This is a genomic window from Aeromonas sp. R7-2 (assembly GCF_040908105.1).
Taxonomy (GTDB): domain Bacteria; phylum Pseudomonadota; class Gammaproteobacteria; order Enterobacterales; family Aeromonadaceae; genus Aeromonas; species Aeromonas caviae.
In genome coordinates, this window is the sequence record NZ_JBFODC010000035.1 from 101,615 (window position 1) to 126,754 (window position 25,140).

Below are 25,140 nucleotides of genomic sequence, written 5' to 3' on the forward strand. Positions count from 1 at the left end.
GGCGCCAGTGTAAGGGGGAATGACGACAAAGTGAAATGAGAATGATTCACTTTATTATTGATCTTTGTCTCTGGCGGGGTAATATGCCTTCCGCTTGATAATAATTCTCAATAAGGACTTTGCAGTGGCGCACAACAACACCCCCTCCCTGATAGCCCTCGCCGTGGCGGCCGGGCTGATCTCCCCCGCTTTCGCCGCAGACAAGAAAGCCGATGAAGTCATGGTCGTCAGCGGCTCACGGATGGAACAGAAGCTGGAAGATGTTTCCGGTCCCATCGCCGTCATTACCTCGGAGCAGATTGAAGAGCAGGTCGTCAGCAACGTCGCCGATCTGTTCCGCTATGAGCCCGGGGTGAGCGTGCAGGGAGGCGCAGGAGATGCCCAGACCTTCACCATTCGCGGCATGAGCGAAAACCGGGTCAAGGTGGTGCAGGACGGTGTGCGCCAGAACGATGCCTACAAGAATGGCGGCGTGGGTCAGACCTACTTCGACACCGACATGATCAAGCAGGTGGAAGTGGCCAAAGGGCCGGCCTCCGCCGCTTACGGTTCCGATGCTCTGGGAGGCGTCATTGCCATCACCACCAAGGATGCTGGCGACTTCCTCAAGGGCCGCGACAGCTATCTGGATGCGACCACGGGTTATGCCTCCAGCAGCCACCAGAGAATGGCCGGCATCACGGGGGCGCTGCGCACCGGGGAAGTCGAGAACCTGCTGCGCTACACCTGGCGCGATGGCGGTGTCACCCAGAATTATGACGGCGACAAGAACGAGTTCGACATCGTCAGCCAGGCCGTGCTGTTCAAGAGCAAGTGGAATCTCTCCGATGATCAGTTCCTGAAACTGACGGTGGATTACTTCACCGAGGGGCAGGATCCGGATGCCATCGATCTGACCAAGGCGGGCTCCGTCTTCAACCAGCCCATTACCGACAAGGAGACCGACAACCTCTCCCTGGTACTGGATCATGGCCTCGCCCTGAACGCCCCCTGGGCGGATCGCGTGGACAGCAAGATCTACTACAGCCGCGCCAAGCAGACCCTGGATCAGTACGCTTCGTCCAAGTATCCGGTCATGCCGGGCAACCCCTATGTGACCAAGAACTCCCTGGATCACAACGGTTTCGAGCAGGAGAGCCTGGGCGCCCAGGTGAAGTTCAACAAGGCGCTCGCCAGCCAGCGTCTGGCCTGGGGCCTGGAATACGAGCACACCGACAACGAGCGCACCCGCTTCAAGGGGCCGACCGTTCCGGGTGACTTCGTCGGCTACAACGAGCTGAGCTTCCCCTCCACCACCAGCGAGCGCAGTGCGCTCTGGGCCTTTGACGAGATCAAGTTCGGCGAGCGTTGGGTGCTGACCCCGGGCGTGCGTTACGACTACTACAAGATGACCCCGGACGAGGATCCCGCCTACACCGGCGAGAACATGAAGAAGATCTCCGAAGGGGAGTTCTCTCCCAAGCTGGGGCTGGTGTTCAAGGCGCACGAGGCAGCGAACCTGTTCGCCCAGTACAGCCACGGCTTCAAGGTGCCCATGTATGACAACGCCTTCTCCACCCTGAACCACCAGGCGTATGGCTATCGCATCGAGCCCAACCCGAACCTCAAGCCAGAGAGCAGCGACGGCATCGATCTGGGGGTGCGCGGCAGCCGTGGCGGGTTCAGCTATGAAGTGGCCACCTTCTACAACAAGTTCGATGACTTCATCGAACTGACGGCCGTGGGCACCGAAGGCCGTACCGCCCTCTATCAGTACCAGAACCTGGACAAGGCGACCACCAAGGGGGCCGAGGCCAAGGCGGACTACTGGTTGAACGAGCTGGTCAACGTCTGGGGCAACCTGGCCTACATCGAGGGCAAGGATGGCGAGGGCAACTACATCAACAGCCTGAGCCCCCTGAACGGCAGCGTCGGGGTGCGTCTGGAGCAGCCGAACTGGAACATCAACACCGCATTGCGCTTTGCCGACGACATGGACAAGGTGGGCAAGGATGCGCGAGGCAACGACAACATCAAGAGCGCAGGCTGGGGCGTGGTGGATCTCTATGCCCAGTTCAAGCCGGTGCAGGACCTGCAGCTCAACGTGGGGGTGTTCAACCTGTTTGACAAGGAGTACGTGAGCTACGAGAGCATCACCGGCCTTGCCGCCACCGCAGATACCAGCAAGCAGACCGAGCCTGGCCGCAACCTCAGTGCACGGGTCAAGTACGTGTTCTGATGGTCGTCGACCAGCATGAAGGAAAAGGGGCCCTCGGGCCCCTTTTGTCATAAAGGTCGGCGTATGCAAAAAAGAAACCCGCCAGGGGCGGGTGGAAGGATTGCAACACTCATCAGGAAGCGGTGTTACCCAATAGACAGGGGGATGTGACAAAGGTTCAACTTTATTGATATTTATGGTTTTTATCTGTCATGCCGCCTGGGGATCCCCGCCCCGAAATCGGTTATCATTTGTGCCCCTTGTCATGCAGCCCGAGCCTCTATGCCCGCGTTCTCCTGGTTAGCCCTGTTTTTTGGCGCCTTCTACTTCGTTTATGGCGCCTACCTGCCGTTCTGGTCGCTCTGGCTGGAAGGCATCGGGGTGAGTACTGAACAGATAGGGCTGTTGCTGGGGGTGGGCATGGCCATCCGTTTTGCCGGCAACCTGATGGTGATGGGGCGAGTCAAGGGTGCCGGCCAGTTGCTGCCCGTCACCCGGCTGCTCTGTCTGCTGAGTCTGCTGGCCTTCCTCGGTTTCTATCTGGGCCACAGCCTCTGGTGGCTGGTGGTGCTGACCCTGGCGGCCAACTTCATCTACCCGACCCTGATGCCCATGGGAGAGGCGCTTGCCACCCGCATGGTGGTTCAGACCCACCTCGACTACGGCAAGGTGCGGCTGTGCGGCTCCTTTGCCTTTATCGTCGCCTCCACCCTGGTGGGGGCCCTGGTGGGCAACTTTGGCAGCGACTGGGTGCTGCACACCATGGTGGCCGGGCTGCTGATCATGCTGGGGCTCAGCCTGCTGCCGCTGCGACCCGCCCCCCGGGAGCTGCAAGGGGAGCGGGCCAAGGCCTCGCTGCTCGTCACGCTCAGGTCGGCTCCGGTGCGCCGCTTCCTGCTCATCACCGCCCTGCTGCAGGGGAGTCATGCGGCCTACTACGGTTTCAGCGCCATCTACTGGAAGAGCGCCGGCTACAGCGGCACCCTGATCGGGTATCTATGGGCTCTGGGAGTGGTGGCGGAGATCGCCATGTTCGCCGCGGACAAGCGCTTCCTCCAGCGCTTCGGCGCCCAGACGCTGTTTCTGGTGGGGGCCCTTGGCTGCGTGGTGCGCTGGGTGCTGCTCGGCAGTTCTACCGACCTGGCGGTGCTGGTGCTCGGCCAGCTGCTGCACGGGGTCACCTTCTGCGTCAGTCACCTTGGCGCCATCCGCTTCATGACCCGCCAGTTGCCCGCGGAGCAGCAGATCCCCACCCAGGCGCTCTATGCGGCGCTCGGCCTCGGCATGACGGTGGCGGCCCTGATGGCGATCTGCGGCGTGCTGTTCGAGCCGCTGGGAGGCGGCATCTTCTTTATCATGGTGCTGGTAGTGCTGCCGGTCTTCGTGTTGCGGCTGCGTGAAGAGAGCCCTGAACAGGGCCGATGACACAGGTCTGCCGGTCTCTGGCGCGGCAGGCCTCCGACTTATCTGGAAAAGGGAAGTAGAGAGATGCACCAAGGATGGCTGCTGATCGGGTTGTCGCTCGCCTATCTGGGCTTGCTGTTCCTCATCGCCTATGTGGCGGACAAGAACAAGCGCCGTCGCCCCAAGGGGCAGCCTCTGCTCTACAGCCTGTCGCTGGCGGTCTATTGCACCTCCTGGACCTTCTTCGGCACCGTGGGCCAGGCCAGCGAATCCCCCTGGTCGCCGGTGCCCATCTACCTGGGCCCCATGCTGGTGTTCCTGTTTGGCTGGCGCCTGCTGGCCCGCCTCATCCTGGTGGCCAAGCGCGAGCACATCACCTCCATCGCCGATTTCATTGCCGCCCGTTATGGCAAGTCCCAGCGCCTGGCCATGGTGATCAGCCTCATCGCCGTCATGGGGATACTTCCCTATCTGGTGCTGCAGCTCAAGGCGATCGTCACCGGGCTCGATCTGCTGATGGCCAACAGCACGGGGGTCAGCCCCACCAGCAACATGGCGGAGCTGGCGCTGGGTGTCACCCTGCTGCTGGCCCTGTTCAGCATTCTGTTCGGCACCCGCAACCTGGATGCCACCGAGCACCACAGGGGCATGGTGGTGGCCATCGCCTTCGAGTCCGTGGTCAAGCTGCTCGCCTTCATGGCGGTGGGGGGCTTTGCGCTCTGGCTCATCATCGCCAGACCGAGCGAGGCGCGTACCCTGGTGGCGGGCGACTTCCTCGATGCGGTGGTGGCGGTGACGCCGGGCGGCCTGCTGGAGCTCGCCATCTACACCCTGATCGCCATGTGCGCCGTCATCTGCCTGCCGCGCCAGTTTCACGTGACCGTGGTGGAGAACAACCAGGGGCAGGATTTGCACTGGGCCCGCTGGATCTTCCCCCTCTATCTCTTCCTGATGGGGCTCTTCATCTGGCCGCTGGCGCTGGCAGGCAAGCAGTGGGTCGGGGCAGACATGGCCTCGGACACCTATGTGATCAGCCTCCCCATGTCCCTCGGGTTCGACGGCATGGCGATGCTGGCATTTCTCGGCGGCACCTCGGCGGCCACCGGCATGGTGATCGTCTGCACCATCGCCCTGGCCATCATGGTGAGCAACGATCTGGTGTTGCCGGTCCTGCTGCGCCGGGTCTGGCAACAGGGGCGGGACGAGCGCCTGATGCGGTTGCTGCTGCAGGTGCGTCGGGGCGCCATCTTGCTGATTTTGCTGGCGGCCTGGGCGCTCTATCTCTGGCTCGGGGATCTCACCAGTCTGTCGCGCATCGGTTATCTTTCGTTCGGGGCCGTGGCCCAGTTCGCGCCAGCCCTGCTGCTCGGCCTGTACTGGCGTCATGGCAATCGCAAGGGGGTCTATCTCGGGCTCGCCCTCGGGGTCAGCCTCTGGTTCGTGACCCTGCTGGCGGAGAGCGGACTGCTGGCTGGCTCCCCCCTCGAAGCCCTGCTGGCGCCCCCAGACTGGCCGGCGGTGCGGGATCTGAGCCTGGGGGCCTGGTGCCTCTTCCTGAGTCTTCTGCTCAACCTCGCCGGCTATGTGGCGGGCTCCCTGCTGTCACGGGCGGCGGTGAGCGAGCGGCTGCAGGCCGCCAACTTCGTCGGCAAGACGAGCCGGGATACCTCGGCGCTCTATCATGCGCGGGTCTCGGTGAAGGAGCTGGAGATGCTGGCGGCCCGCTTCGTCGGTTCCAGCCGCGTCAAACGGGCCTTCGGCCGCTTCGCCGGCGAGCGGGGAGGCACCCTGGCGCCCCAGATGCAGGCCTCCGCCGAGCTCATCGCCCACACGGAGCGACTGCTGGCCGGGGTGTTCGGTACCTCGTCCGCCCGCCTGGTGCTGGCCTCCGCCCTGCAGGGACGCAACATGCAGCTCGAGGAGATCGCCACCATAGTGGACGAGGCCTCCGACATGTTCCGCTTCAACCGCGGCCTGTTGCAGGGGGCAATCGAACACATGGGGCAGGGGATCTCCGTGGTGGACAGGGAGCTCAGGCTGGTGGCCTGGAACCGACGCTACATCGAGCTGTTCTCCTATCCCCCCGGTCTCATTCAGGTGGGCCGTTCCATCGAGGAGATCATCCGCTACAACGCCGGACAGGGGTTGTGCGGTCAGGGAGACATCGAGGCCCAGGTGGCGCGGCGGGTTGCCTTCATGAAGCGTGGCAGCCCCCATGTCTCGGCGCGGGAGCGTCCCGATGGCCGGGTCATCGAGATGCAGGGCAACCCCATGCCTGCGGGGGGCTTTGTCATGACCTTCACCGATATCACCCCGTTCAGGGCGGCGGAGCGGGTGCTGCGGGAAGCGAACGAGCACCTGGAGGCGCGGGTGGCCGAGCGCACCCACGAGCTCTCCGAACTCAACCGCCAACTGCTGCTGGTAAACCAGCAGGTGGAGCGGGCCAACCAGTCCAAGAGCCGGTTCCTTGCGGCGGTGAGCCACGACCTGACCCAGCCGCTGAACGCGGCCAAGCTCTTTACCTCCTCCTTGCTGGAGATGCTGCCCCCGGAGGACGAACCGGCCCGCATCGCTCGCCACATCGACGACGCCCTGGGGGCGACCGAGGATCTCATCACGGATCTGCTGGACATCTCGCGCCTCGAGGCGGGCAAGTTCAAGGCGAAGAAGCTCGATTTCGCCCTGAGCGATGTGCTGGACAATCTCAAGGCGGAATTCGGCGTGCTGGCCCAGGCCGGTGGGATCCAGTTCTCCGTGGTGGAGAGCCGCCTTGCGGTCTACAGCGATGTGCGCTTGCTGCGGCGGGTGTTGCAGAACTTCCTCACCAACGCATTTCGCTACAACCCCGGCGGTCGGGTGCTGCTCGGCTGTCGCCGCATGGGGGAGAAGGTGCGCATCGAGGTGTGGGACAACGGCCCCGGCATCCCGGAGGGCAAGCAGGAGGCGATCTTCGACGAGTTTTCCCGCCTCGATCACTCCCGCACCGCCAGGGAGCAGGGGCTTGGCCTCGGGCTCGCCATCGCCCGCGGCATTTCGCTGGTGCTGGGTCATCAGCTCTCCCTGCGCAGCTGGCCCGGAGCGGGGTCCGTCTTTGCCATCACCCTGAACCTCGCGACCCGGCCCGTCATCCCCAGCCAGGTGACGACCCCGGCCCTGCGAGACAGCCAGCTGGAAGGGGTCAGGATCCTCTGCATCGACAACGAGGAGGATATCCTCATCGCCATGGCCTCGCTGCTGGGACGCTGGGGCTGCGAGGTGCGCTGTGCCCAGAGCCTGGAGCAGGCGGAAGAGATCATCGGCGGCGGCTTCCTGCCTGCGCTGGTGCTGTCGGATTATCACCTGGATGACGGCAAGACCGGGTTGCAGGCGCTGCACATGATCAGGCTGGCCCACGGCAACGGTATCGGCGGCATCATCATCAGTGCGGATCGCAAGAGCGAGTTGCAGGCACAGATCCGTGAGCACGGCTTCGGCTACGTGAGCAAACCGGTCAAACCTCTCAAGCTGCGCGCACTGATGAACAGCCTGCTGATGCCGGTTCAGTGACTGGTCTCACAGAATCGAGCATTGGCTGAACATTTTCTGGATGCCATCCAGGCGTCATGATCGCCGATGATGGCGCCATTTTCGTCGCCATTTCTCGTGATTGGCGATAATTGAGTCTTTCTGGGTGTCACTTTTGGCAGGTGGCACCCGGGCGACTCTCCTCTATAGTCATTCGGCGATTATTTTTGTCGCAAATCAAGTTGTGCAAAAAGGCAAACCGGATGAAAGTCCGGGACGCAAAGCTTCCGGTCTAAGGGTCTGCGTACCTAGGATAGCGGGGCCACCACAGGTTGTATCGTCCATGGGCCAAGCCATGGTTGCGATGTTGTCTGCGTTACCTGGCAGGTTGCGTTGCCTTTTTCGTTGTTAATTCCAATAACGAAATAAGGAAGTTCAAATATGTTAAGTCCAAAACTTTCCCTGCTGGCGCTTCTGGTCGGGGGGCTTTGCACTACCTCCGCCTTCGCCGCTGCCCCGGGCAAACCCACCATTGGCTCCGGCCCCACCAAGTTTGCCATCGTTGAAGTCAATCAGGCCGCTTCGGCCTACAACCAGCTGGTGACCGTCCACAAGGATGGCGCTCCCGTCAGCGTGACCTGGAACCTCTGGTCCGGTGACGTCGGACAGACCGCCAAGGTACTGCTCGACGGCAAGGAGGTGTGGTCAGGCCCGGCCTCCGCCGCGGGTACCGCCAACTTCAAGGTCACCAAGGGGGGGCGTTACCAGATGCAGGTGGCCCTGTGCAACGCCGATGGCTGCACCCTCTCCGACAAGAAGGAGCTGATGGTCGCCGATACCGACGGCAGCCACCTGGCGCCGCTCAATGCGCCCCTCAAGGAGAACAACAAGCCCTACGCCAACAAGTCCGGCAAGGTGGTGGGGGCCTACTACGTGGAGTGGGGTGTCTATGGTCGCAAGTTCACCGTGGACAAGATCCCGGCCCAGAACCTGACCCATATCCTCTACGGCTTCACCCCCATCTGCGGTGGCAACGGCATCAACGACAGCCTCAAAGAGATCTCCGGCAGCTTCGAGGCGTTGCAGCGCTCCTGTGCGGGTCGCGAAGACTTCAAGGTCTCCATCCATGATCCCTGGGCGGCGATCCAGATGTCCCAAGGCAACCTCAGCGCCTGGGATGAGCCCTACAAGGGCAACTTCGGCAACCTGATGGCCCTCAAACAGGCCCACCCGGACCTCAAGATCCTGCCGTCTGTCGGCGGATGGACCCTCTCCGATCCCTTCTATTTCCTGGGTGACAAGACCAAGCGCGATACCTTCGTCGCCTCGGTCAAAGAGTTCCTGCAGACCTGGAAATTCTTCGACGGCGTGGACATCGACTGGGAGTTCCCGGGCGGACAGGGGGCCAACCCCAGCCTGGGCGGCCCGAATGACGGCGCTACCTATGTGGTGCTGATGAAGGAGTTGCGAGCCATGCTCGATGAACTGGAAGCCGAGACCGGCCGCCAGTATGAGCTGACCTCGGCCATCAGCGCCGGCGGTGACAAGATTGCCAAGGTGGATTATCAGGCGGCCCAGCAGTACATGGACCACATCTTCCTGATGAGCTACGACTTCAGCGGCGCCTTCGACCTGACGAATCTGGCCCACCAGACCAACCTCTTTGCCTCCAGCTGGGATCCGGCCACCAAGTACACCACTGACAAGGGCGTCAAGGCGCTGCTGGGTCAGGGGGTGACACCGGGCAAGATTGTGGTGGGGGCGGCCATGTATGGCCGTGGCTGGACCGGAGTGAAGAACTACCAGGCCGGCAACCCCTTCACCGGCACCGCTACCGGACCGGTGAGCGGTACCTGGGAAAATGGCGTAGTGGATTACCGCGACATCGTCAACAACCGCATGGGCGCAGGCTGGGAACAGGGCTATGACGAGTCGGCCGAGGCCCCCTATGTCTTCAAGGCCAGCAGTGGCGACCTCATCACCTTCGACAACGACCGCTCGGTCAAGGCCAAGGGGCAGTACGTGCTGGCGAACCAGCTTGGCGGTCTGTTCGCCTGGGAAATTGATGCGGACAACGGCGACATCCTCAACGCCATGCACGAGGGGCTGGGCCACGGCGAGGGTACGCTACCGCCGGTCAACAAGCCGCCGGTTGCCAATGCCGGCAGCGATCTGAGTGCCACCGGTCCGGCCGAGGTGACCCTCAACGGCAGCGCCTCCCATGATCCGGAAAACGGGGCGCTGACCTACAGCTGGAAACAGGTCTCCGGACCCCAGGCCAGCCTGCTGGATGCCACCCAGGCCAAGGCCCGTGTGGTACTGGATGCCGTCAGCAGCGACATCAATCTGGTGTTCGAGCTGACCGTGACCGACGATCAGGGGCTCTCGGCCAAGGATCAGGTGGTGGTCACCAACAAGGCGCCGCAGCCGAACCTGCCCCCCGTGGTCAGCGTACCGGCCAGTGCGACCGTCGAGGCCGGCAAGCAGGTGAGCATCAAGGCCACCGCTTCCGACCCCAATGGTGATGCCCTGAGCTATCAGTGGACAGTGCCGGCCGGGCTCAGCGCCACCGGTCTGGACAGCGCGACCCTGGTGGTCACGGGCTCGAACGTGACCAGTGACACGGCCTACGATCTGACCCTGGTGGTCACCGACGGGGCGCTGGATGCCACAGCCGTTACCCGCCTGACCGTCAAGCCGGCCAGTACAGGTGGTGGCTGCGAGGCCAGCGATCCGGATGCGGCCAACCACCCGGCCTGGAGTGCAGGTACCGTCTACAACACCAATGACAAGGTGAGCCACAAGCAACTGGTGTGGCAGGCCAAGTATTGGACCCAGGGCAACGAGCCGAGCCGCACCGCCGATCAGTGGAAACTGGTGAGCCAGGTGCAACTGGGTTGGGATGCCGGAGTGGTCTACAACGGCGGTGATGTCACCAGCCACAACGGCCGCAAGTGGAAGGCCCAGTACTGGACCAAGGGCGATGAGCCCGGCAAGGCCGCCGTCTGGGTCGATCAGGGCGCGGCGAGCTGCAACTGATCTGCCGTGAAGAAAAATGGGGCCGAGAGCCCCATTTTTGTCTTGCTGCGTGGTTGGGTGTCTCTTCCCTGTCAGGGAAAAGGCGCACTCGCTTTGTCAAAAAGGCCCGTCAGGGCCTTTTTTCATGGTATGTCACCGGTTCACAGCGGTTTTTGCCACAGGCTGAGCAGCAGATCCTGCTCGAGAGCGTCGGGCCCCTGGTGGGTGAAGGCGTGGCGCTGCTCGCCGCTGGCACGCCAACCGAGGCGACTGGTCTCCAGAATGTGCTCGCGCAGGCCCTGATCCAGCGCCGTACTGAACTGGGCGCGTTGCTGGGCAACACTGACGAGCCCGGTGAAGGCGGGCCAGCTCAGGGGATGTTCCATGCTCACCGGATTGAGGCTGACGCGCAATTGCCACTGATGGCGAGGGCCGGGCTGCACGTGGAGCAGATAGCCGCCCGGTGCCAGCCAGCTGACCAGGAGTTCCGTCTTGACCTTGAGGTCGTTGACCAGCAGCACCTGGGCCGTGCCAGGCAGCAGCGGGGCGCGCGCCGGGTCGGCGATGACGAACTGGCCTTCCGGTTGCGCCTTGTTGGCGGCGAAGATGGCATTCTTGGCCAGATCGAAACCGCCGACCTGCCAGCCGGGCAGCCGCTCAGCCAGGGCGCGGCAGTAGTACCCCTCGCCACAGCCGAGGTGGACAAGCTCGCGATCGCCAAGAGGAGCGAGCAGGTTCGCCATGGCGTCCACCAGAGGCAGCTGGTGGCCTTGTTCCAGGAAGCGGCGCTTGGCGCGCAGCAGGGCCCGGCTGTCGCTGTCCTTGGGGTTCTTCTTGCCGGGGATGAGGTCCAGATAGCCTTCCGGTGCGGGATCGAAGTGGTGCTTGTTGTCGCAATAGACCCCGCGGGAGGCGGCATGAAGGTGCAGGGGGCTGCGGCAAAGGGGGCATTGAAGGTGCATAGGAGTTCTCTTGGCGAAGGCCATGACGGCGGGGCGTTCGGGATTATAGGGGAGAGGATCGGAAAAGGCTGCCATGGGCAGCCTTTTTATCCAACGGCGCTGTGCGGGCGCCGTCGGCGGAACCCGGTCAGCGGGTACCAAACACCACTATGGTCTTGCCGTGGGCGGAGATGAGCTCCTGCTCTTCCAGCATCTTGAGGATGCGGCCGACGGTTTCACGGGAGCAGCCGACGATCTGGCCGATCTCCTGGCGGGTGATCTTGATCTGCATGCCATCCGGGTGGGTCATGGCATCCGGCTGTTTGGCCAGGTTGAGCAGGGTCTGGGCAATGCGGCCGGTCACGTCCAGGAAGGCGAGGTTGCCGACCTTCTGGCTGGTGTGTTGCAGGCGCTTGGCCATTTGACCGGATAGACGCATCAGGATGTCCGGGTTGACCTGGATCAGCTGGCGGAACTTCTTGTAGGAGATCTCGGCGACTTCGCAGGCGCCTTTGGCACGTACCCAGGCGGAACGCTCCGGATTCTCGTTCTCTTCGAACATCCCCATCTCGCCCAGGAAATCCCCCTGATTCAGGTAGGAAAGGATCATCTCCTTGCCTTCGTCATCCTTGATCAGGACGGCGACGGTGCCCTTGACGATGTAGTAGAGGGTTTCCGCTTTTTCACCGGCGTGGATCAGGGTGCTCTTGGCGGGATACTTATGAATGTGGCAATGCGACAAGAACCACTCAAGGGTGGGATCGCTTTGCGGTTTGCCAATGATCATGAGACTTCCTCTGTAGTGTCATTTTTATGGACTGTGCGTCCAGGCAAGTTGCCAAGCTTGCCATTCCTTACTCTTTGGTCGCAGTAGAATAAGAGCCTTTGCCTGTGCTGACAAGGCTTTGGGGTTTTGCCGTCCACCGGTGAGCCGCCATCTGCTGCGTCGTCCGGGGCATTCTAGGCAAGAAGAGGAGGTCGGATGTTGATTTCGATCTATTTCCCTTTGGGTCGTCGTCCGTTTCGCAGGAGAGGCTGCTGTCGCCACAAACGGGGCTTTATCGTCGGGAACGGGCAAGATCCTGGCGCATGTGCCACTCGACCCCGGCTTGAGGTATGCTATGGGCGTTAGAACCGTCGTCATTGAGAGGAAAGTGAGAGATGAAAGCCAAGGTCAGCTGGGTGGAAGGCATGAAGTTTGTGGGGGAGAGCGAGTCCGGTCATCAGGTGACCCTGGATGGCGCCAACCCGGGTGAAGGTGCCAGCCCGATGGAGATGATCCTGCTGGCTGTCGGCGGTTGCAGCTCCATCGATGTGGTCTCCATTCTGGAGAAGGCCCGTCAGTCCGTGACCGCCTGCCATGTCGAACTGGAAGGGACCCGCGCCGATACCGTTCCCCGGGTATTTGAGCAGATCCACCTCAAGTTCGTGGTGACCGGCAAGGGGCTGGCGGAGAAGCAGGTCGCCCGTGCGGTGGATCTGTCCATGGAAAAATATTGTTCAGTTTCCCTGATGTTGGAAAAAGCGGTAGAAATTACCCATAGTTATCAAATTCTTGAGGGTTGACCGCTAAAGTTTGTCCCGTCGATAACGCCATGACATAAGGAAAGTGCGATGAAAAAAATGATGATGTTGCTTCCCCTGTTCGGTCTGGCCGCCTGCAGCATGCCGCAGCCGACCCAGTATCAATACAGCCAGTATCAGTGCGGGGAAGAGTTGCTGGCCATCACCTATGATGCCCAGGCCGACATGGTGCAGTTCCCTTATGCCGGTGTCTATCACAAGCTGGGGCGCATCGAGTCGCCCAAAGAGACTGCCAGCTATTCCGACGGGGTGACTACCTTCTCCCGTCAGGACAAGCAGGCCACCCTGGTCAAGAGCGGTGTGACCCAGCTGACCTGCGAGTTGAAGTGACCCTGATGCCGTCACGGCGTGCATGGAAAACGGCCTGCGTGAAGCAGGCCGTTTTTGTTGAAAGAGACATCAGTCTGACGGTAGCGAGCCCAGCAACTGGGCGGCCAGTTGCTGGCTAAGCTGGCCACGGGCTTCCTCTGCGACAGGCACGTCGCTGGCGAGCTGGATGGCGCTGCTCCACACCGCTTTCTGGCTATGCCCGTCGAGCAGCACGACGGCCAGGGTCCCCTTGCGGGCATTGGCGGCGGCGTTCAGGCCCGGTGTCATGCCGAGGCGGGAGAAGATCTCGCCATCGCTCATGTCCTGGCTGCCAGCTACCCCGATGGCGACCCAGACGTCGGCCTCATCCAGGGGAACGCTGCGCCAGCCTTTGCCGTCCAGTTGCCGGATGACGGCCTGCTGTACCGGCTCGAGCCAGGGCGCGGCGCTGTTGCCCGCATACTGGAATTGTTCGGCCAGCGCATAGCGTGGTGTCGCCCCGTAGGTCCAATGCTCCGCCGGGCGAACCACCATGGTGCCCGTTTCGACCGTGGGGGCGGCGGGGCCGGAGCTGCAACCCCCCAGCAGGGTTGCCAGCGTGAATGAGAGAAGTGCAGCGCGCATCATTAAGCTCCTTGGCTCAGGTGATCTTGCCCGTTTCGATCAGTTGCTGGATCAGGGGGCGCAGGATCAGTTCCATTGCGAAGCCCATCTTGCCACCCGGCACGACGATGGTGTTCATCCTGGACATGAAGGCGCCGTCTATCATCGACAGCAGGTAGGGGAAGTCCACCTGCTTGATGCCCCGAAACCTGATCACCAGCATACTCTCGTCCAGGCTGGGTATCACCTTGGCGCTGAAAGGGTTGGAAGTATCGACGGTCGGCACCCGCTGGAAGTTGATGTGGGTGCGGGAGAACTGCGGCGTGATGAAGTTGATGTAGTCGTCCATGGAACGCACGATGGAGTCGGTCACCGCCTCGCGGGAGTGGCCGCGTTCCGAGGTGTCGCGAATGAGCTTCTGGATCCACTCCAGGTTGACGATGGGCACCACGCCGATGAGAAAGTCCACGTGCCGCGCCACGTTGTGCTCCCCCGTGACCACGCCGCCATGCAGTCCTTCGTAGAACAGCAGATCCGTCTCGCCGGGCAGATCCTGCCAGGGGGTGAAGGTGCCCGGCATCTGGTTGAAAGGCACTGCCTCGTCGAAGCTGTGCAGATAGCGCCGGTACTGGCCTGTGCCGCTCTGGCCATACTCCTGGAAAAAGGACTCCAGCAGACCGAAGTCGTTGGCCTCCGGGCCGAAGTAGCTGATATGCCGCCCCTGCTCCCGGGCCTTGCGGATAGCCACGTCCATCTCGGGCCTGGTGTAGCGGTGAAAACTGTCCCCCTCGACCACGGCCGCCTTGTATCCAAGCTGGTGGAACATGGAGCGAAAGGCGTTGGTGGAGGTGGAAGTACCGGCACCGGACGAACCGGTGACCGCGATGATGGGATGCTTGGCGGACATAGAATTCTCTCTTCCTTGGGAGTTCCGTTATAAGGGGTGGCCCAAAGTGCGGTCAAGTGCGCCGTCATCCTCCCGCTGCCCCCACGCTTCCCGGCAATAGCGGTGAACGAGGGCTGCCCTGTGCTCTGGGGACGCCGGAATAGGTGCTGCTGGGTGGCGAGCTGGCCATGCGGCCTGATGGTGCGAGTTGGATAGGGGGAGGGCGGGGTGAGCCGCCCGATAAGCCGTGACCGCGTTACGCTTGGGGGAAGTCGTCAGTGGGAGACTTGCCTAAATGAGTCTTTGGGACGACATTGACACTTTCGTGCAGCTCGCTGTAGACAAGCACGGCGCTACCTTGTAGCAATTGTTGCCTGACTGCTTCGACCTTGTCGGTCAGGCTGACATCCTGTTCACCGTATTCGGTGCCTTCTTGCAGCACAAAGTGTTCGAGCAGGTTGGTGAGGGTGTCCGGCTCCAGTTCTTGCCAGGGGATAATCATGATTTCATCTTCACGCAGTGGGTTGCGGATATTGTCGGTGTCTGGTCGGCAAGCGCAAGGGATTTGTCTCGTTTCGCACGAGGGGTGCCATGCCATCCATTGACGAACGCCGACCCTCCAGCCAATTCGAACAGCATCTGTTCGATGCCCGCCGCCGTGCCCTGAGTGCCGGTTTGCGCTGGTACTGGGTCATCAATCTCATCGCCCTCGTATTTCTGCTGACCCGCTTCTACATCTATCGGGATGCACACCTGGTACTGGTCGGCAACCTGCCCTGGTCCTACAAATGGCAGCTCTTTGCCATGATAGGTGTTGGCCTGCTGCTGCCGCTCGGGTGGGGCTGGCTCTCCCGTCAACCCCATGCCATCTGGCTGGTGTCCCTGTGCGTCTGTGCCCTGGCCTGGGGGCTGGCCTGGGCCATGGTGGGTTACACCATCTCGATCGTCGACTTGAAGGGAGGCTTCAGTTTCATTTTCAACATGGTCAGTCTGTTGCTGCTGACCGGTCTCGTCGCCGCGTATTGCGATGTGCGGCTGTTTTACGCACTGGTGTCGGTCCCCCTGCTGTTCTTGTTGGTGAGAGCCTCCTGGAGTCCTGAGCCCTTTGTTCTGGTCAACACCATCGTGGTCGGGGTCTTGCTAGTGGTGCTGGAGACGGGACGGCGCATGCTCAACGGCTGGTTCGAGCTTGCGGTGTCAAGGGAGCACGACAACCTGATGCTGGCAAACAAGATGAATGCCATGGCCAACCGGGATCCCCTGACCGGCATAGCCAACCGTCGCCACTTCGATCAGGCGTGCAAGCGTGCCATTGCGCAAGGCACCACCCAGGATGTACCGCTCACCGTGATCCTGCTCGATGTGGATTTCTTCAAGCGCTACAACGATCGCTATGGGCATCAGGCGGGGGATGAGTGCCTGATCTTGGTGGCCGAGTGCCTGGAGGAGAGTGTGCGGGAGCCCGGCGATCTGGTGGCGCGCTACGGGGGAGAGGAGTTCGTGGTGTTGCTGCAGGAGACGACGCTGGCCGGTGGCCAGGAGGTGGCGGAGCGCATTCGCGCCACTCTGGCGGCCAGGGCTCTGCCCCATGAGGATTCCGACGTAGCCCCCCACCTCACCCTGAGCCAGGGGATAGCCCAGTGGCGAGCCGGGGAGAGCCTCGTCATGCTGCTCGAGCGGGTCGATGGCGCCCTCTATCAGGCCAAGGAAGAGGGGCGCAACGGTTACCGGTTCGCGCCCTGAGTCTGTTGCCGCAACCACTGGCTGATGCGCTCATCCAGCCAGAAACGGGGGCGCCAGGGAGAGCCGTGCAGGAAGCCCACGTGGCCGCCCTGGCGGCTCAGCTCGTAGCGCACCAGAGGGGAGAGCTGCTCCGCCGCCGGAATGACGGCATCGGTCATGAAGGGATCGTCGGCGGCGTGAATGACGAGGGTCGGGATGGGAATGCGGGCCAGCAGGCTCAGGCCGGAGCAGGTCTGGTAGTAGTGATCGGCGCTTTCGAAACCATGGAGCGGTGCCGTCACCAGCTCGTCGAACTCCCTCAGTGTGGCGATGCGGGTGATCTGGGCCGGCTGCCAGCGCGCCCGTGCCGCGCTCTGGCGCCGGATCTTGCTTTGCAGGTTGGTTCGCATGGTGCGCAGCAGGTAGTTCTGATAGACCCGTGAGAAGCCCTGATTGACCCGATCGGCACAGCTTGCCAGTTGCAGCGGGGCCGACACTACCACCGCCGCCTTCAATGGTGCCGGGCAGGCCCGCGCCAGCAGATTGACCAGCATGTTGCCCCCCAGGGAATAGCCGATGGCGACCAGGGGACGGCCAGGAAAACGCCGCCCCAGCTCGGCAATCACCGCTTGGGCGTCCTCGATGGCGCCTGAGTGATAGGCCTGCAGCAGCCGATTCGGCTCGCCACTGCACCCCCGAAAGTGCATCAGCACCGCCTCGTTCCCTTGCCGCTGCAGGTGGGCAAAGAGCCCTTTGGCATAGTGGGAGTGAATGCTCCCCTCCAGTCCGTGGAACACCACCACCAGGGGTTGTTCATCCTGGCCGGGTTCGCCGCTCCAGGCCAGATCGACGAAATCGCCGTCCGGGAGTTCGAAGCGCTCCTGGATGAAGCGGGCAGGCGAGCGGCGCAGCCACTTGGGCAAAATGGTTTGCAGATGGGGGTTGCGGGCCCACCAGGGGGCGTGGAAGTGGCTTTCTGTCAACATGCAGCGACTCGGAAGAGCTGGGAGGAAAAGGGTGCGGCGAGCCCTTGGCTCGCCGCGACATCAGGCCAGCAGACGATCGTGGTGCTCGGCGCCGCGCAGCATGGCCTGGATCAGTTCGTTGGCTTCAAACTTGGTGAGCGCCTCGTGGGCGCCGACCTGATGGGCCCGCTCCACGCTGATCTCGCTGGAGAGGGAGGTGTGCAGGATGATGTAGGCTCCCGCCAGCTTGGCATCGCTCTGCACCTCGAAGGCCAGCTCGTAACCATCCAGCCCCGGCATCTCGATATCGCTCACCAGGATGTCGATCCGCGTGCCCTGGGAGACCCGGGTCTGCATCAGGGTGAGGGCGTCGCGTCCGTTGGTGCAGACCTCGTAGGGGATGTTGATGTAATCGAGCGCCGCCATGAGCTGGCGACGGGCGACGGAGGAGTCGTCCACCAGCAGGATCCGCATCGGCTTGAGCCGCTCGCGCTGCACGTCGGTCAGCACGGGGTAGAGATGGCTGGGATCGTCCGGATAGACCCGCGACAGGATGAGCTCCACATCCAGCAACTGGATCAACTGATCTCCCACCCGGGTCACGCCGGTGACGAAGACGTTCTGTCCCAAGGAGGGAGGGGGCGGCTCGATGTCACGCCAGTTGCACTCGGTGATCTTGTCGATGCCCCGCACCAGAAAGCCCACCAGGGTGCGGCGGCAATCGGTGATGATGATGAAGCAGTGGGGCATCTCCTCCCGGCTGATGGGGCGGTAGCCCACGGCCATTGCCATGTCGATCACCGGGATGGTGGTGCCGCGCATGCTGGCGGCCCCGAGCACGGTGGGATGGGATTGTGGCAGGGCGGTGAGCTGGGTGTAGGGCACGATCTCCTTCACCTTGAGGGTACCGATGGCGAAGGATTGTCTGGCAGAGAGGTGGAACAGCAACATGCCCTGGGATTGGTTGGCCTTGCTCGTCATGGCGGATGTCCTGTTGATCTAGTCGGTGACGGTCAATCGGGTGTTCAGCATAAAGGATGGTGACATGAATGACTCCTTTGTTGTTAGCGGCGGTGAGCCGCAAAACTGGATTTCTTTTGCCATCCTTTTATGCCTCTCTTATCGGGTCGCGGACGGCTGAGGGGAGAGGGGCGCCCCGAGCCATTGCAGATGAGCCTCGGCCAGCGCGCTTTCATCCCGATAACCCAGCCTGCTCACCACCTGTGACGGTGTGCTGCCGCTTCGCAGCAGGCGAATCCCCTGCAACAGTTGCCACTGATCCTGCAGTGCCCGGGCGTCCGGGCCCTCGAGACCGCGAGTGCCCAGCAGGGTCTGCCAGGCAGCCACGCTATCCGGCTGCGCTCTGGCCAGGGCTTGCCAGGCATCTTGCAGTGCCTGATCCCCCAGGGACGAGGTGGTGCAGCCGTGCAACTCATCCCCTATCACTTGCAGCCGCTGCCCATAGGGGCCTTGCCAGTCGCGGGGGCGTGACCAGGCCGCCAGGCTGTCCAGCAGTGCGTCCATCAACGGGCTTGCCTGCAACCAGCCAGCCTGGGCGGGCTGGGGCACCCGCACGGAGCAGGCCAGCAGATCATGCTGGCAGTCAGCCAGAGGGGTGAAGGCGGCGAGGGCATCTGCACAGAGCCAGAAGTGGCTGCCAGGTGTCAGCAGCAGCTCATGGGCACCCAATTTCAGCAGCGCCGCCCCCTGGGTGACGCGCAGCAATTGGCCCATGGGGGAGCGTTTGCGGGGGCCGACCTGAAGGGTGGAAGTGGAAAAATGCTGATATTCGATGGCGTGATGCATGTAAAAACCCTGATATGATGCTGCCTGGAGGTAACAAAAATGGAAACCAGACGTAAAAAACGCTTCATTGCCGGGGCGGTTTGCCCGGCGTGCGGCAAGATGGACACCATGATGCTGTATATGGAGCATGGAGTCGAGAAGGTGACCTGTGTCGAGTGCGGGGATACCCAGGTGCAGACCCAGGAGCAGGTGGACAAGGCCACGCGTGAGGCGGAGCAGGTGATAGGGGTGTTTCGTCCCGAGTGAGGGACATGCCTCAAGGTGATGGTACGCCGGTCAGGCGGGTCGCTGTTGATGACTTTTTCATCATACTGAAGCCGGGCCGACCATATGCTTGTCTGCCTTTTTGAGGTATTCTGAGCCCGTTTTTTTCTATCCGCAGGATCCCTGACATGAAAGTAGCTCCCCTGAGCGTGGTTACGCTGGAATACACGGTCACCGACGAACACGGTGAAGTCATCGACACCACTGTCGGTAAAGAGCCGCTGGTGTATCTGCACGGTACCCGTTACCTGGTCTCCGGCCTCGAAGCCGAGCTGGAAGGTCGCAGCGTGGGCGAGGCGTTCGACGTCACCCTGACGCCGAACCAGGCCTATGGCGAGTACGACGAGAATCTGGTGCAGGAAGTGCCCGGCGAGCTGTTCGACGGTATGGAAGTGTCTGAAGGGGATACTTTTGTGGCCGAGACCGACGATGGTCACCGCCCGGTGACCGTCATCGAGGTGTCCGAGGAGTTCATCAAGGTGGACGGCAACCATCCCCTGGCTGGCGTGACCCTGGGCTTCAAGGTCGAGATCAAGGACGTGCGTGCCGCGACCGCCGAAGAGCTGGCCCATGGCCATGTGCACGGCGCTGGTGGCTGCGGTCACGATCATGGTCATGACCATGATCACGGCCATGATCACGATCATGACCACGGTGGCTGCTGTGGCGGCCATGGTCACAACCATGCACACGATCACGGCGACGATCACGGTCACGGTGGTTGCTGCGGTGGTGGTGGTTGTGGCGGCAAGGGCCATCAGCACTGATCACGGCCTGGCCGATGATAAAAAAACCCGCGCATGGCGCGGGTTTTTTTATGGCTGGCACGCATCAGTAGTGCGGTGGCGGCGTCTCTTCGGCCATGCTGGCGATCTGGCTCGGCTGTACGCTCTGCAATTTATCCACCAGTAGATGGATCTGGTGTTTGAGCCGGTCCAGCTCGCGACCCTGGGTGGTGACCTCGTCGTTGAGCTGCTCCACCGTATATTCGGCAAAGGCGAGGCGGCTTTCCAGGGTTTCGAGGCGTTCGTTTAGTTGCTGACTCATGGGCCTTTTGGTCCTTACTTGATAGTCCAGATTTCAGCCAGGCCACTGGAGCTGGCACTGACGAGGTGGTCATTGTCGCGCAAAGCCACGCCATAGACCACAGCGCTAGGCGGTTTCACCTTGGGATGGGGCGAGACGCGCCAGCTCTGCAACGGCTGGCCGTCACTCACCTGCCACAGAGTGAGCTGGCGGGAGGGGGCGCCGGTGATGAGCCAGTTGCCGCCGTTGGCGAAGCGGGCGCTGGTGTAGACCTCGAAGCGGTGATCATATTGCAACCGGCTGTGCTCCTTGCCGGTTTTGAGATCCCAGATGCTGGCCTGGCGACTGTCTGCGGTGAAGGCGAAGCGTCCGGACGGATCCAGTCTCGCCATCACGACTCGCCCGGCGTGGTTGAAGCGCCACACCACCTGGCCCGTGCGGGTATCCCACAGATAGGCGCTGTAATCGTTGCCGCCGGTGAGGGCATAGCGACCATTGGGGGAGAGATCCACCGTGTTGACCTGTTCGGTGTGGCCGAGGAATTGCAGCCGGCGTCCGGTCTGGGTGTCGACCACTTCCGCCTTGCCGTCTTCACGGCCGATGAGCACCTGGCGGCCATCCGCCGAGATCGCCGCATCGCGCAGGCGGGATTCTGGCAGGGAGTAGTAGCCCTGGGAGCGGCCATCCTGCAAGCGCCAGATGGCGAAGGTGTGCTGGGTGGCGGTGATGGCATGGCTGTCATCGGGGGAGAAGCGGGTCAGGGTGACGAACTCCTCCTGGTCATCGCTCTGGCGCCAGCGCCAGCGCTCCTTGCCCTGTTCCAGATCCCACACCACAGTGCCCTGACCCAGGCTGGAGACCAGCGCGAGCTTGCCGGAACTGGCGAGATCCGCGCTCAGCAGACCCTGGTTGGCGAGGCGGATCTGCTGGCTGGGAAGTGAGCGTTGTTCGCACCCCGTCAGCATCAGGCAAATACCGATGAGATAAATGGCACTTTTGATCATTTTTCCTGTCTCATGCTTTCGTTACCTGCGATCACGGCGTTAGTATAAGGCGCTTATCACGATAAACCTCTCATTTCACGAAGGAACCGAGAGCGGTATTTAGAGTTTTGGAGAAACTGATGAACAATTTTCTGAAGGTGTCCCTGTTGGCTGCGGCGGTTGCCGTCGGTCTGACTGCTTGCCAAAAAGATGAGAAACCTGCTGCGACCAACACCGCAGAGGTCAAGGCAGAAGCCAGCAAGCCGGCAGAGGCCCCCAAGGCTGAGGCCAAGAGCTTTGAAGAGCAATCCGGCTATGCGATCGGCCTCTCCATGGGTCGTTATATCGCCAATACCCTGGAGCGCCAGCAGGAGCTCGGCATCAAGCTGGACAACACCGTGATCCTGAAGGGTGTCACCGACGGTCTGGGCAAAGAAGCCAAGATGACCGACGAGGAGATCCAGAAGGTTCTGCAGGAATACGACGCCAAGATCAACGAGCTGACCAAGGCGAAGGCCGACAAGGATGCCGTGGAAAACCTGAAGAAGGGTGAAGAGTTCTTGGCTGCCAACGCCAAGAAAGAGGGCGTGAAGAGCACTGAGTCCGGCCTGCAATATCAGGTCGAGAAGATGGGTGACGGCGCCAAGCCGAAGGCCACCGACATCGTCAAGGTACACTACACCGGTACCCTGACCGATGGCACCAAGTTTGACAGCTCCGTCGATCGCGGCGAGCCGGCTACCTTCCCGCTCAACCAGGTGATCCCGGGCTGGACCGAAGGGGTGCAACTGATGCCGGTCGGCTCCAAGTTCAAGTTCTTCCTGCCGTCCAAGCTGGCCTATGGCGAGCACGGTGCAGGTTCCATCCCGGCCAACGCCGTGCTGGTATTTGACGTAGAGCTGCTGGCCATCGAAAAACCGGCTGCCGATGGCGACAACGCCAAGAAATAAGCTCAAAGCACCATAAAAACGGCTCCCCAGGGAGCCGTTTTTGCTTGTGTATTGTCGCAATCCCCCGGATAAAGCGATGAGGCCGTCTTGAGTGTGTGGCGGCTAGCCCCCAGAATAGACAACAAAATCAAGCGCAAGGATGGATCTCGTGGCTGAAAGCAAACCCCGTGTCCTGTTGGTGGAAGATACCCGCAGTCTGGCGGTCGTCTATGAGCAGTATCTGGCCCAGGATGGCTACGAGGTGCAGCTGGCAGACTGTGGCCAGCAGGCTTTGGCACAATTGCTGGCAAGCCCGCCCCCCGTGGTGCTGCTCGACCTGGAGTTGCCCGACATGTCCGGCATGGACATCTTGCAGCAGATCACGGAGCGGCAACTGCCCTGCTCCGTGGTGGTGATCACCGCTCACGGCTCGGTGGATGTGGCGGTGGAGGCGATGCGGTTCGGGGCCTTCGATTTTCTCACCAAGCCGTTCGATGGCAAGCGCCTGTGCGCCACGGCGCGCAATGCCCTGAAGCACCAGCAGCTCAGCTCGCTGGTGGCCCAGTATCGGGAAAACTTCGAGCGCAGCTCCTTTGCCGGTTTCATCGGCGCCTCCATGGCGATGCAGGCGGTCTATCGCATCATCGAGAGCGCGGCGCCGAGCAAGGCCACCGTCTTCATCACCGGCGAGAGCGGCACCGGCAAGGAGGTGTGCGCCGAGGCCATTCACCAGTGCAGCCCGCGTCGGGATCAGCCTTTCATCGCCCTCAACTGCGCCGCCATTCCCCATGACCTGATGGAGAGCGAGATCTTCGGCCACGTGAAGGGGTCGTTTACCGGTGCCCAGGGGGATCGCAAGGGGGCGGCCAGTCTGGCGAACGGCGGCACCCTCTTCCTCGACGAGATCTGCGAGATGGATCTCGACCTGCAGAGCAAGCTGCTGCGTTTCATCCAGACCGGCACCCTGCAGCGGGTCGGCAGCGGCAAGCTGGAGACGGTGGATGTGCGCTTTGTCTGCGCCACCAACCGGGATCCCCTGGTGGAGGTCAAGGCCGGACGGTTTCGTGAAGACCTTTACTACCGCCTGCACGTGATCCCGCTGGCGCTGCCCCCCCTGAGGGAGCGGGGAGAGGACATCCTGCTGCTGGCCCGGGAGTTGCTGCTGCGTTATGCCGGTGAGGAGAACAAGCGATTCAGGGACTTTGATGCGGACGCAGTGCAGGTGCTGCTCGACTACCCCTGGCCCGGCAACGTGCGCGAGCTGCAAAACGTGGTGCGCAACATAGTGGTGCTCAACGATGGCGAGCTGGTGAGCCCGGATATCCTGCCACCTCCCCTCAACGGGGGGCGTACCCTGGCCCCGGAGCCTGCGGTCGGGATCGCGGATCCCCAGTCAGAACCCGTGGTCGTTCGCAGGCAGGTTCGTCCGCTCTGGCAGGTGGAAAAGGAGGCCATCGAACAGGCCATCGCCAGTTGTGATGGCAACATCCCCAAGGCGGCGGCCCTGCTGGAAATAAGCCCTTCCACGATTTATCGCAAGAAGCAGAGCTGGGAAGAGGCGAGTCCGGCCTGAGCCGTCACCTCTGCTCCCGGGCAGACATGCTGATGTGCGGGGCGGCCAATTGGTCGCCCCGCACGCTTATCAGAGTTTGGCGAGCTGCTTGAGCCTGGCCAGCCGTTCTGCCTCGTTGGCGGTGAACCAGCCATCCTGTGACAGCAGAAACCAGGCGCGGGCAAAGTACTCGGTCGCCGCGGGATCATTGAGCACGAGTGCATTCTCCCCCAGCTCCTCGAACACATAGCCATCCTCGGGGGTGCCGACGGCGGCCATGTCGTCGCGCAACTGTGCCAGTTCGGCCATGGCCTGTTCATGGCGCTCCTGGGCCCGGCTCAGGCGCGCCAGACTCCAGCGGGCGATAAAGGCTTTGCCCTGGTTGTTGTGCTGCTCGTGCCAAGCCAGGCACTTTTGCTGACAGGCGATGGCCTCGTCGAGGCGACCCAGCTCGAACAGGGTCCAGCCCTGATTGTTATAGAGGCTGGCGAGCCAGCCTCGCGTCCGCTTGTCGTGACTGCGCTCGGCCAGGGTCATCGCCAGCTGGTGCCAGTGGCTCTGCTCCTCCAAGGGGGCGGCGATGGCCACCATGTGGGCCGCATCGATGGCCAGATAGTGCTCTTCGTACTGCTCTCCCAGTTGCCAGGCCTGTTCAAACAGGGCTCTGGCGCTGGCCTTGTCACCGGCGGAGTTGAAGGTGCGGCCACGCTCCAGCAAGGCGCGCAGGCGGGCCCGTGGAGTCGCCTCGGTGAGGCGGGGTTCTATCTCGTCGAGCAGCTGGTGCGCCTGTGCAAACTGGCGTTGCAGCGAATGGGTGCGGGCTATCTGGGTGAGGAGCTCCAGCTCCCATTGCAGGTTGGCGGCACGCGCCTCGGGCAGCAGTGCTTGAAAACGCTGGGCGCTGGCAACGGGATCCTGATAATCCCACAGTGCCATGAAATCGGGCGGATTGTTCATCTGGCCTCCATGCCGGTTATCCGCCCACCAAGATGCCTGAAGGCCATTCTTTGTACAAGAAGGGGACTGGCGCCATCGTGACGCCAGCGCTTGCCGATCAGTAGACCATGGCAAGGCTCATCAGCATCAGACCCAGGGCAGCAAAGGCTCCCTCCTTGATAGCCAGGCGCGGTACCAGTGCCTTGGGCAGGGCAGGGAACAGGCTCAGGGCAAAGCCGAACCCCGGCATCAGCCAGTGGAAAGCAGGGCTTCTCAGGGCGGGATCCGCAGCGCCATTGATGACGATGAGCAGGATAAAGAGGGTGAAGGCGGGCAGGATAAACCAGCGGGCATGGCCGGCGGCAACCGCCCGCAGTGGCGAGATGCGATAGAGCACCAGGGTCACGAGGAAGAGGGCGAGGGGAGCCAGCAGATAGAGCGGGGCCGGGTTCATGATGAGTGTCTCCTGACAAGGGGGGCAGAGTGTAGGCAGTCCGGGTGGGGAATGACC

At 62.3% G+C, this 25,140-nt stretch carries 23 protein-coding genes and 1 riboswitch; of the genes, 11 read left to right on the forward strand and 12 right to left on the reverse strand.

Features of this window, described 5'->3' with window-relative positions; all coding sequences use genetic code 11:
- Positions 1 to 124: 124 nt before the first annotated feature.
- From AB5Y47_RS14115 to AB5Y47_RS14130, 4 genes are all read left to right on the forward strand, one after another.
- Positions 125 to 2,218 carry a TonB-dependent hemoglobin/transferrin/lactoferrin family receptor gene (locus tag AB5Y47_RS14115; protein WP_216987943.1) on the forward strand — a complete coding sequence of 698 codons (2,094 nt, stop codon included), beginning with the start codon at positions 125 to 127 and terminating at the stop codon, positions 2,216 to 2,218.
- 261 nt (positions 2,219 to 2,479) lie between these two features.
- Positions 2,480 to 3,622 carry a 3-phenylpropionate MFS transporter gene (locus AB5Y47_RS14120; RefSeq protein ID WP_010673233.1) on the forward strand — a complete coding sequence of 381 codons (1,143 nt, stop codon included), beginning with the start codon at positions 2,480 to 2,482 and terminating at the stop codon, positions 3,620 to 3,622.
- 63 nt (positions 3,623 to 3,685) lie between these two features.
- Positions 3,686 to 7,147, forward strand: a complete 3,462-nt coding sequence (locus AB5Y47_RS14125) for a PAS domain-containing hybrid sensor histidine kinase/response regulator (RefSeq protein WP_182957157.1) — start codon at positions 3,686 to 3,688, stop codon at positions 7,145 to 7,147.
- Between the two features lie 201 nt (positions 7,148 to 7,348).
- Positions 7,349 to 7,435, forward strand: a riboswitch (cyclic di-GMP riboswitch).
- A 111-nt stretch (positions 7,436 to 7,546) separates the two neighbouring features.
- Complete coding sequence (locus AB5Y47_RS14130; RefSeq protein ID WP_043152616.1) at positions 7,547 to 10,144, forward strand: glycosyl hydrolase family 18 protein; 2,598 nt, start codon at positions 7,547 to 7,549, stop codon at positions 10,142 to 10,144.
- Between the two features lie 140 nt (positions 10,145 to 10,284).
- Here AB5Y47_RS14130 and AB5Y47_RS14135 read toward each other — a convergent pair whose 3' ends face one another.
- Positions 10,285 to 11,085: a putative RNA methyltransferase gene (locus AB5Y47_RS14135; protein ID WP_368220328.1), complete on the reverse strand. Its 801-nt coding sequence runs from the start codon at positions 11,083 to 11,085 to the stop codon at positions 10,285 to 10,287.
- A 127-nt stretch (positions 11,086 to 11,212) separates the two neighbouring features.
- Positions 11,213 to 11,851 carry a cAMP-activated global transcriptional regulator CRP gene (gene crp, locus AB5Y47_RS14140; RefSeq protein WP_010673237.1) on the reverse strand — a complete coding sequence of 213 codons (639 nt, stop codon included), beginning with the start codon at positions 11,849 to 11,851 and terminating at the stop codon, positions 11,213 to 11,215.
- 374 nt (positions 11,852 to 12,225) lie between these two features.
- On the opposite strand from crp, the gene AB5Y47_RS14145 reads away from it, so the two are divergent.
- Positions 12,226 to 12,630, forward strand: a complete 405-nt coding sequence (locus AB5Y47_RS14145) for an OsmC family protein (RefSeq protein ID WP_010673238.1) — start codon at positions 12,226 to 12,228, stop codon at positions 12,628 to 12,630.
- A gap of 48 nt (positions 12,631 to 12,678) precedes the next feature.
- Positions 12,679 to 12,978, forward strand: coding sequence for a hypothetical protein (locus tag AB5Y47_RS14150; RefSeq protein ID WP_010673239.1), 300 nt, complete (start codon positions 12,679 to 12,681; stop codon positions 12,976 to 12,978).
- Positions 12,979 to 13,047: 69 nt separating this feature from the next.
- Here AB5Y47_RS14150 and AB5Y47_RS14155 read toward each other — a convergent pair whose 3' ends face one another.
- The 3 genes from AB5Y47_RS14155 to AB5Y47_RS14165 all read right to left on the reverse strand — a co-directional run bounded on the left by AB5Y47_RS14155 (position 13,048) and on the right by AB5Y47_RS14165 (position 14,948).
- Positions 13,048 to 13,581 (reverse strand): lipoprotein, encoded by a 534-nt coding sequence (locus AB5Y47_RS14155; RefSeq protein WP_043152620.1) that lies wholly within the window; start codon positions 13,579 to 13,581, stop codon positions 13,048 to 13,050.
- Positions 13,582 to 13,597: 16 nt separating this feature from the next.
- A complete protein-coding gene (locus AB5Y47_RS14160; protein ID WP_010673241.1) occupies positions 13,598 to 14,467 on the reverse strand; it encodes a phosphoribulokinase in 870 nt (289 codons plus the stop codon).
- Between the two features lie 235 nt (positions 14,468 to 14,702).
- On the reverse strand, positions 14,703 to 14,948 hold the full coding sequence (locus tag AB5Y47_RS14165) for a YheU family protein (protein WP_045523730.1): 246 nt from the start codon (positions 14,946 to 14,948) through the stop codon (positions 14,703 to 14,705).
- A gap of 89 nt (positions 14,949 to 15,037) precedes the next feature.
- Between AB5Y47_RS14165 and AB5Y47_RS14170 the strand changes: the two genes are divergently transcribed.
- Positions 15,038 to 16,189: a GGDEF domain-containing protein gene (locus AB5Y47_RS14170; RefSeq protein WP_045523728.1), complete on the forward strand. Its 1,152-nt coding sequence runs from the start codon at positions 15,038 to 15,040 to the stop codon at positions 16,187 to 16,189.
- On the opposite strand, the gene AB5Y47_RS14175 is transcribed toward AB5Y47_RS14170, so the two are convergent.
- The 3 genes from AB5Y47_RS14175 to AB5Y47_RS14185 form a co-directional block, all read right to left on the reverse strand.
- Positions 16,171 to 17,154: a hydrolase gene (locus AB5Y47_RS14175; RefSeq protein ID WP_045523726.1), complete on the reverse strand. Its 984-nt coding sequence runs from the start codon at positions 17,152 to 17,154 to the stop codon at positions 16,171 to 16,173. The two genes, AB5Y47_RS14170 and AB5Y47_RS14175, sit on opposite strands and share 19 nt — an antisense overlap.
- Before the next feature lie 60 nt (positions 17,155 to 17,214).
- Positions 17,215 to 18,114, reverse strand: a complete 900-nt coding sequence (locus tag AB5Y47_RS14180; RefSeq protein WP_045523724.1) for a chemotaxis protein — start codon at positions 18,112 to 18,114, stop codon at positions 17,215 to 17,217.
- A gap of 138 nt (positions 18,115 to 18,252) precedes the next feature.
- On the reverse strand, positions 18,253 to 18,939 hold the full coding sequence (locus AB5Y47_RS14185) for a hypothetical protein (RefSeq protein WP_045523722.1): 687 nt from the start codon (positions 18,937 to 18,939) through the stop codon (positions 18,253 to 18,255).
- Between the two features lie 39 nt (positions 18,940 to 18,978).
- On the opposite strand from AB5Y47_RS14185, the gene AB5Y47_RS14190 reads away from it, so the two are divergent.
- Positions 18,979 to 19,185, forward strand: a complete 207-nt coding sequence (locus AB5Y47_RS14190) for a YheV family putative zinc ribbon protein (protein ID WP_010673247.1) — start codon at positions 18,979 to 18,981, stop codon at positions 19,183 to 19,185.
- Positions 19,186 to 19,331: 146 nt separating this feature from the next.
- On the forward strand, positions 19,332 to 19,970 hold the full coding sequence (locus AB5Y47_RS14195; RefSeq protein ID WP_010673248.1) for a peptidylprolyl isomerase: 639 nt from the start codon (positions 19,332 to 19,334) through the stop codon (positions 19,968 to 19,970).
- Positions 19,971 to 20,034: 64 nt separating this feature from the next.
- Here the strand turns inward: AB5Y47_RS14195 and AB5Y47_RS14200 are convergent, their stop codons facing one another.
- Together AB5Y47_RS14200 and AB5Y47_RS14205 are read right to left on the reverse strand one after the other, a co-directional pair.
- Positions 20,035 to 20,250, reverse strand: coding sequence for a SlyX family protein (locus AB5Y47_RS14200; protein ID WP_010673249.1), 216 nt, complete (start codon positions 20,248 to 20,250; stop codon positions 20,035 to 20,037).
- A 14-nt stretch (positions 20,251 to 20,264) separates the two neighbouring features.
- Entirely contained in the window at positions 20,265 to 21,233 is a 969-nt protein-coding gene (locus AB5Y47_RS14205) for a WD40 repeat domain-containing protein (RefSeq protein ID WP_041211198.1), read from the reverse strand.
- 119 nt (positions 21,234 to 21,352) lie between these two features.
- On the opposite strand from AB5Y47_RS14205, the gene fkpA reads away from it, so the two are divergent.
- Both fkpA and AB5Y47_RS14215 read left to right on the forward strand, forming a co-directional pair.
- Positions 21,353 to 22,162, forward strand: coding sequence for an FKBP-type peptidyl-prolyl cis-trans isomerase (fkpA, locus tag AB5Y47_RS14210; protein WP_029313875.1), 810 nt, complete (start codon positions 21,353 to 21,355; stop codon positions 22,160 to 22,162).
- 148 nt (positions 22,163 to 22,310) lie between these two features.
- Complete coding sequence (locus AB5Y47_RS14215) at positions 22,311 to 23,714, forward strand: sigma-54 dependent transcriptional regulator (protein ID WP_029313876.1); 1,404 nt, start codon at positions 22,311 to 22,313, stop codon at positions 23,712 to 23,714.
- A 69-nt stretch (positions 23,715 to 23,783) separates the two neighbouring features.
- Here the strand turns inward: AB5Y47_RS14215 and AB5Y47_RS14220 are convergent, their stop codons facing one another.
- Both AB5Y47_RS14220 and AB5Y47_RS14225 read right to left on the reverse strand, forming a co-directional pair.
- A complete protein-coding gene (locus tag AB5Y47_RS14220; protein ID WP_010673253.1) occupies positions 23,784 to 24,650 on the reverse strand; it encodes a tetratricopeptide repeat protein in 867 nt (288 codons plus the stop codon).
- A gap of 97 nt (positions 24,651 to 24,747) precedes the next feature.
- On the reverse strand, positions 24,748 to 25,083 hold the full coding sequence (locus AB5Y47_RS14225) for a hypothetical protein (protein WP_010673254.1): 336 nt from the start codon (positions 25,081 to 25,083) through the stop codon (positions 24,748 to 24,750).
- Positions 25,084 to 25,140 lie beyond the last annotated feature (57 nt).

What these genes read in the sequence shown, in the direction of transcription:
- AB5Y47_RS14125 (WP_182957157.1), top strand. Translation starts at nt 3,686, where the DNA reads ATGCACCAAGGATGGCTGCTGATCGGGTTGTCGCTCGCCTATCTGGGC.
- AB5Y47_RS14225 (WP_010673254.1), bottom strand. Translation starts at nt 25,083, where the DNA reads ATGAACCCGGCCCCGCTCTATCTGCTGGCTCCCCTCGCCCTCTTCCTC.
- AB5Y47_RS14170 (WP_045523728.1), top strand. Translation starts at nt 15,038, where the DNA reads ATGCCATCCATTGACGAACGCCGACCCTCCAGCCAATTCGAACAGCAT.
- AB5Y47_RS14130 (WP_043152616.1), top strand. Translation starts at nt 7,547, where the DNA reads ATGTTAAGTCCAAAACTTTCCCTGCTGGCGCTTCTGGTCGGGGGGCTT.
- AB5Y47_RS14150 (WP_010673239.1), top strand. Translation starts at nt 12,679, where the DNA reads ATGAAAAAAATGATGATGTTGCTTCCCCTGTTCGGTCTGGCCGCCTGC.
- AB5Y47_RS14135 (WP_368220328.1), bottom strand. Translation starts at nt 11,085, where the DNA reads ATGCACCTTCAATGCCCCCTTTGCCGCAGCCCCCTGCACCTTCATGCC.
- AB5Y47_RS14175 (WP_045523726.1), bottom strand. Translation starts at nt 17,154, where the DNA reads ATGTTGACAGAAAGCCACTTCCACGCCCCCTGGTGGGCCCGCAACCCC.
- AB5Y47_RS14120 (WP_010673233.1), top strand. Translation starts at nt 2,480, where the DNA reads ATGCCCGCGTTCTCCTGGTTAGCCCTGTTTTTTGGCGCCTTCTACTTC.
- fkpA (WP_029313875.1), top strand. Translation starts at nt 21,353, where the DNA reads ATGAACAATTTTCTGAAGGTGTCCCTGTTGGCTGCGGCGGTTGCCGTC.
- crp (WP_010673237.1), bottom strand. Translation starts at nt 11,851, where the DNA reads ATGATCATTGGCAAACCGCAAAGCGATCCCACCCTTGAGTGGTTCTTG.
- AB5Y47_RS14165 (WP_045523730.1), bottom strand. Translation starts at nt 14,948, where the DNA reads ATGATTATCCCCTGGCAAGAACTGGAGCCGGACACCCTCACCAACCTG.
- AB5Y47_RS14205 (WP_041211198.1), bottom strand. Translation starts at nt 21,233, where the DNA reads ATGATCAAAAGTGCCATTTATCTCATCGGTATTTGCCTGATGCTGACG.
- AB5Y47_RS14200 (WP_010673249.1), bottom strand. Translation starts at nt 20,250, where the DNA reads ATGAGTCAGCAACTAAACGAACGCCTCGAAACCCTGGAAAGCCGCCTC.
- AB5Y47_RS14185 (WP_045523722.1), bottom strand. Translation starts at nt 18,939, where the DNA reads ATGCATCACGCCATCGAATATCAGCATTTTTCCACTTCCACCCTTCAG.
- AB5Y47_RS14195 (WP_010673248.1), top strand. Translation starts at nt 19,332, where the DNA reads ATGAAAGTAGCTCCCCTGAGCGTGGTTACGCTGGAATACACGGTCACC.
- AB5Y47_RS14145 (WP_010673238.1), top strand. Translation starts at nt 12,226, where the DNA reads ATGAAAGCCAAGGTCAGCTGGGTGGAAGGCATGAAGTTTGTGGGGGAG.
- AB5Y47_RS14160 (WP_010673241.1), bottom strand. Translation starts at nt 14,467, where the DNA reads ATGTCCGCCAAGCATCCCATCATCGCGGTCACCGGTTCGTCCGGTGCC.
- AB5Y47_RS14220 (WP_010673253.1), bottom strand. Translation starts at nt 24,650, where the DNA reads ATGAACAATCCGCCCGATTTCATGGCACTGTGGGATTATCAGGATCCC.
- AB5Y47_RS14190 (WP_010673247.1), top strand. Translation starts at nt 18,979, where the DNA reads ATGGAAACCAGACGTAAAAAACGCTTCATTGCCGGGGCGGTTTGCCCG.
- AB5Y47_RS14155 (WP_043152620.1), bottom strand. Translation starts at nt 13,581, where the DNA reads ATGCGCGCTGCACTTCTCTCATTCACGCTGGCAACCCTGCTGGGGGGT.
- AB5Y47_RS14180 (WP_045523724.1), bottom strand. Translation starts at nt 18,114, where the DNA reads ATGACGAGCAAGGCCAACCAATCCCAGGGCATGTTGCTGTTCCACCTC.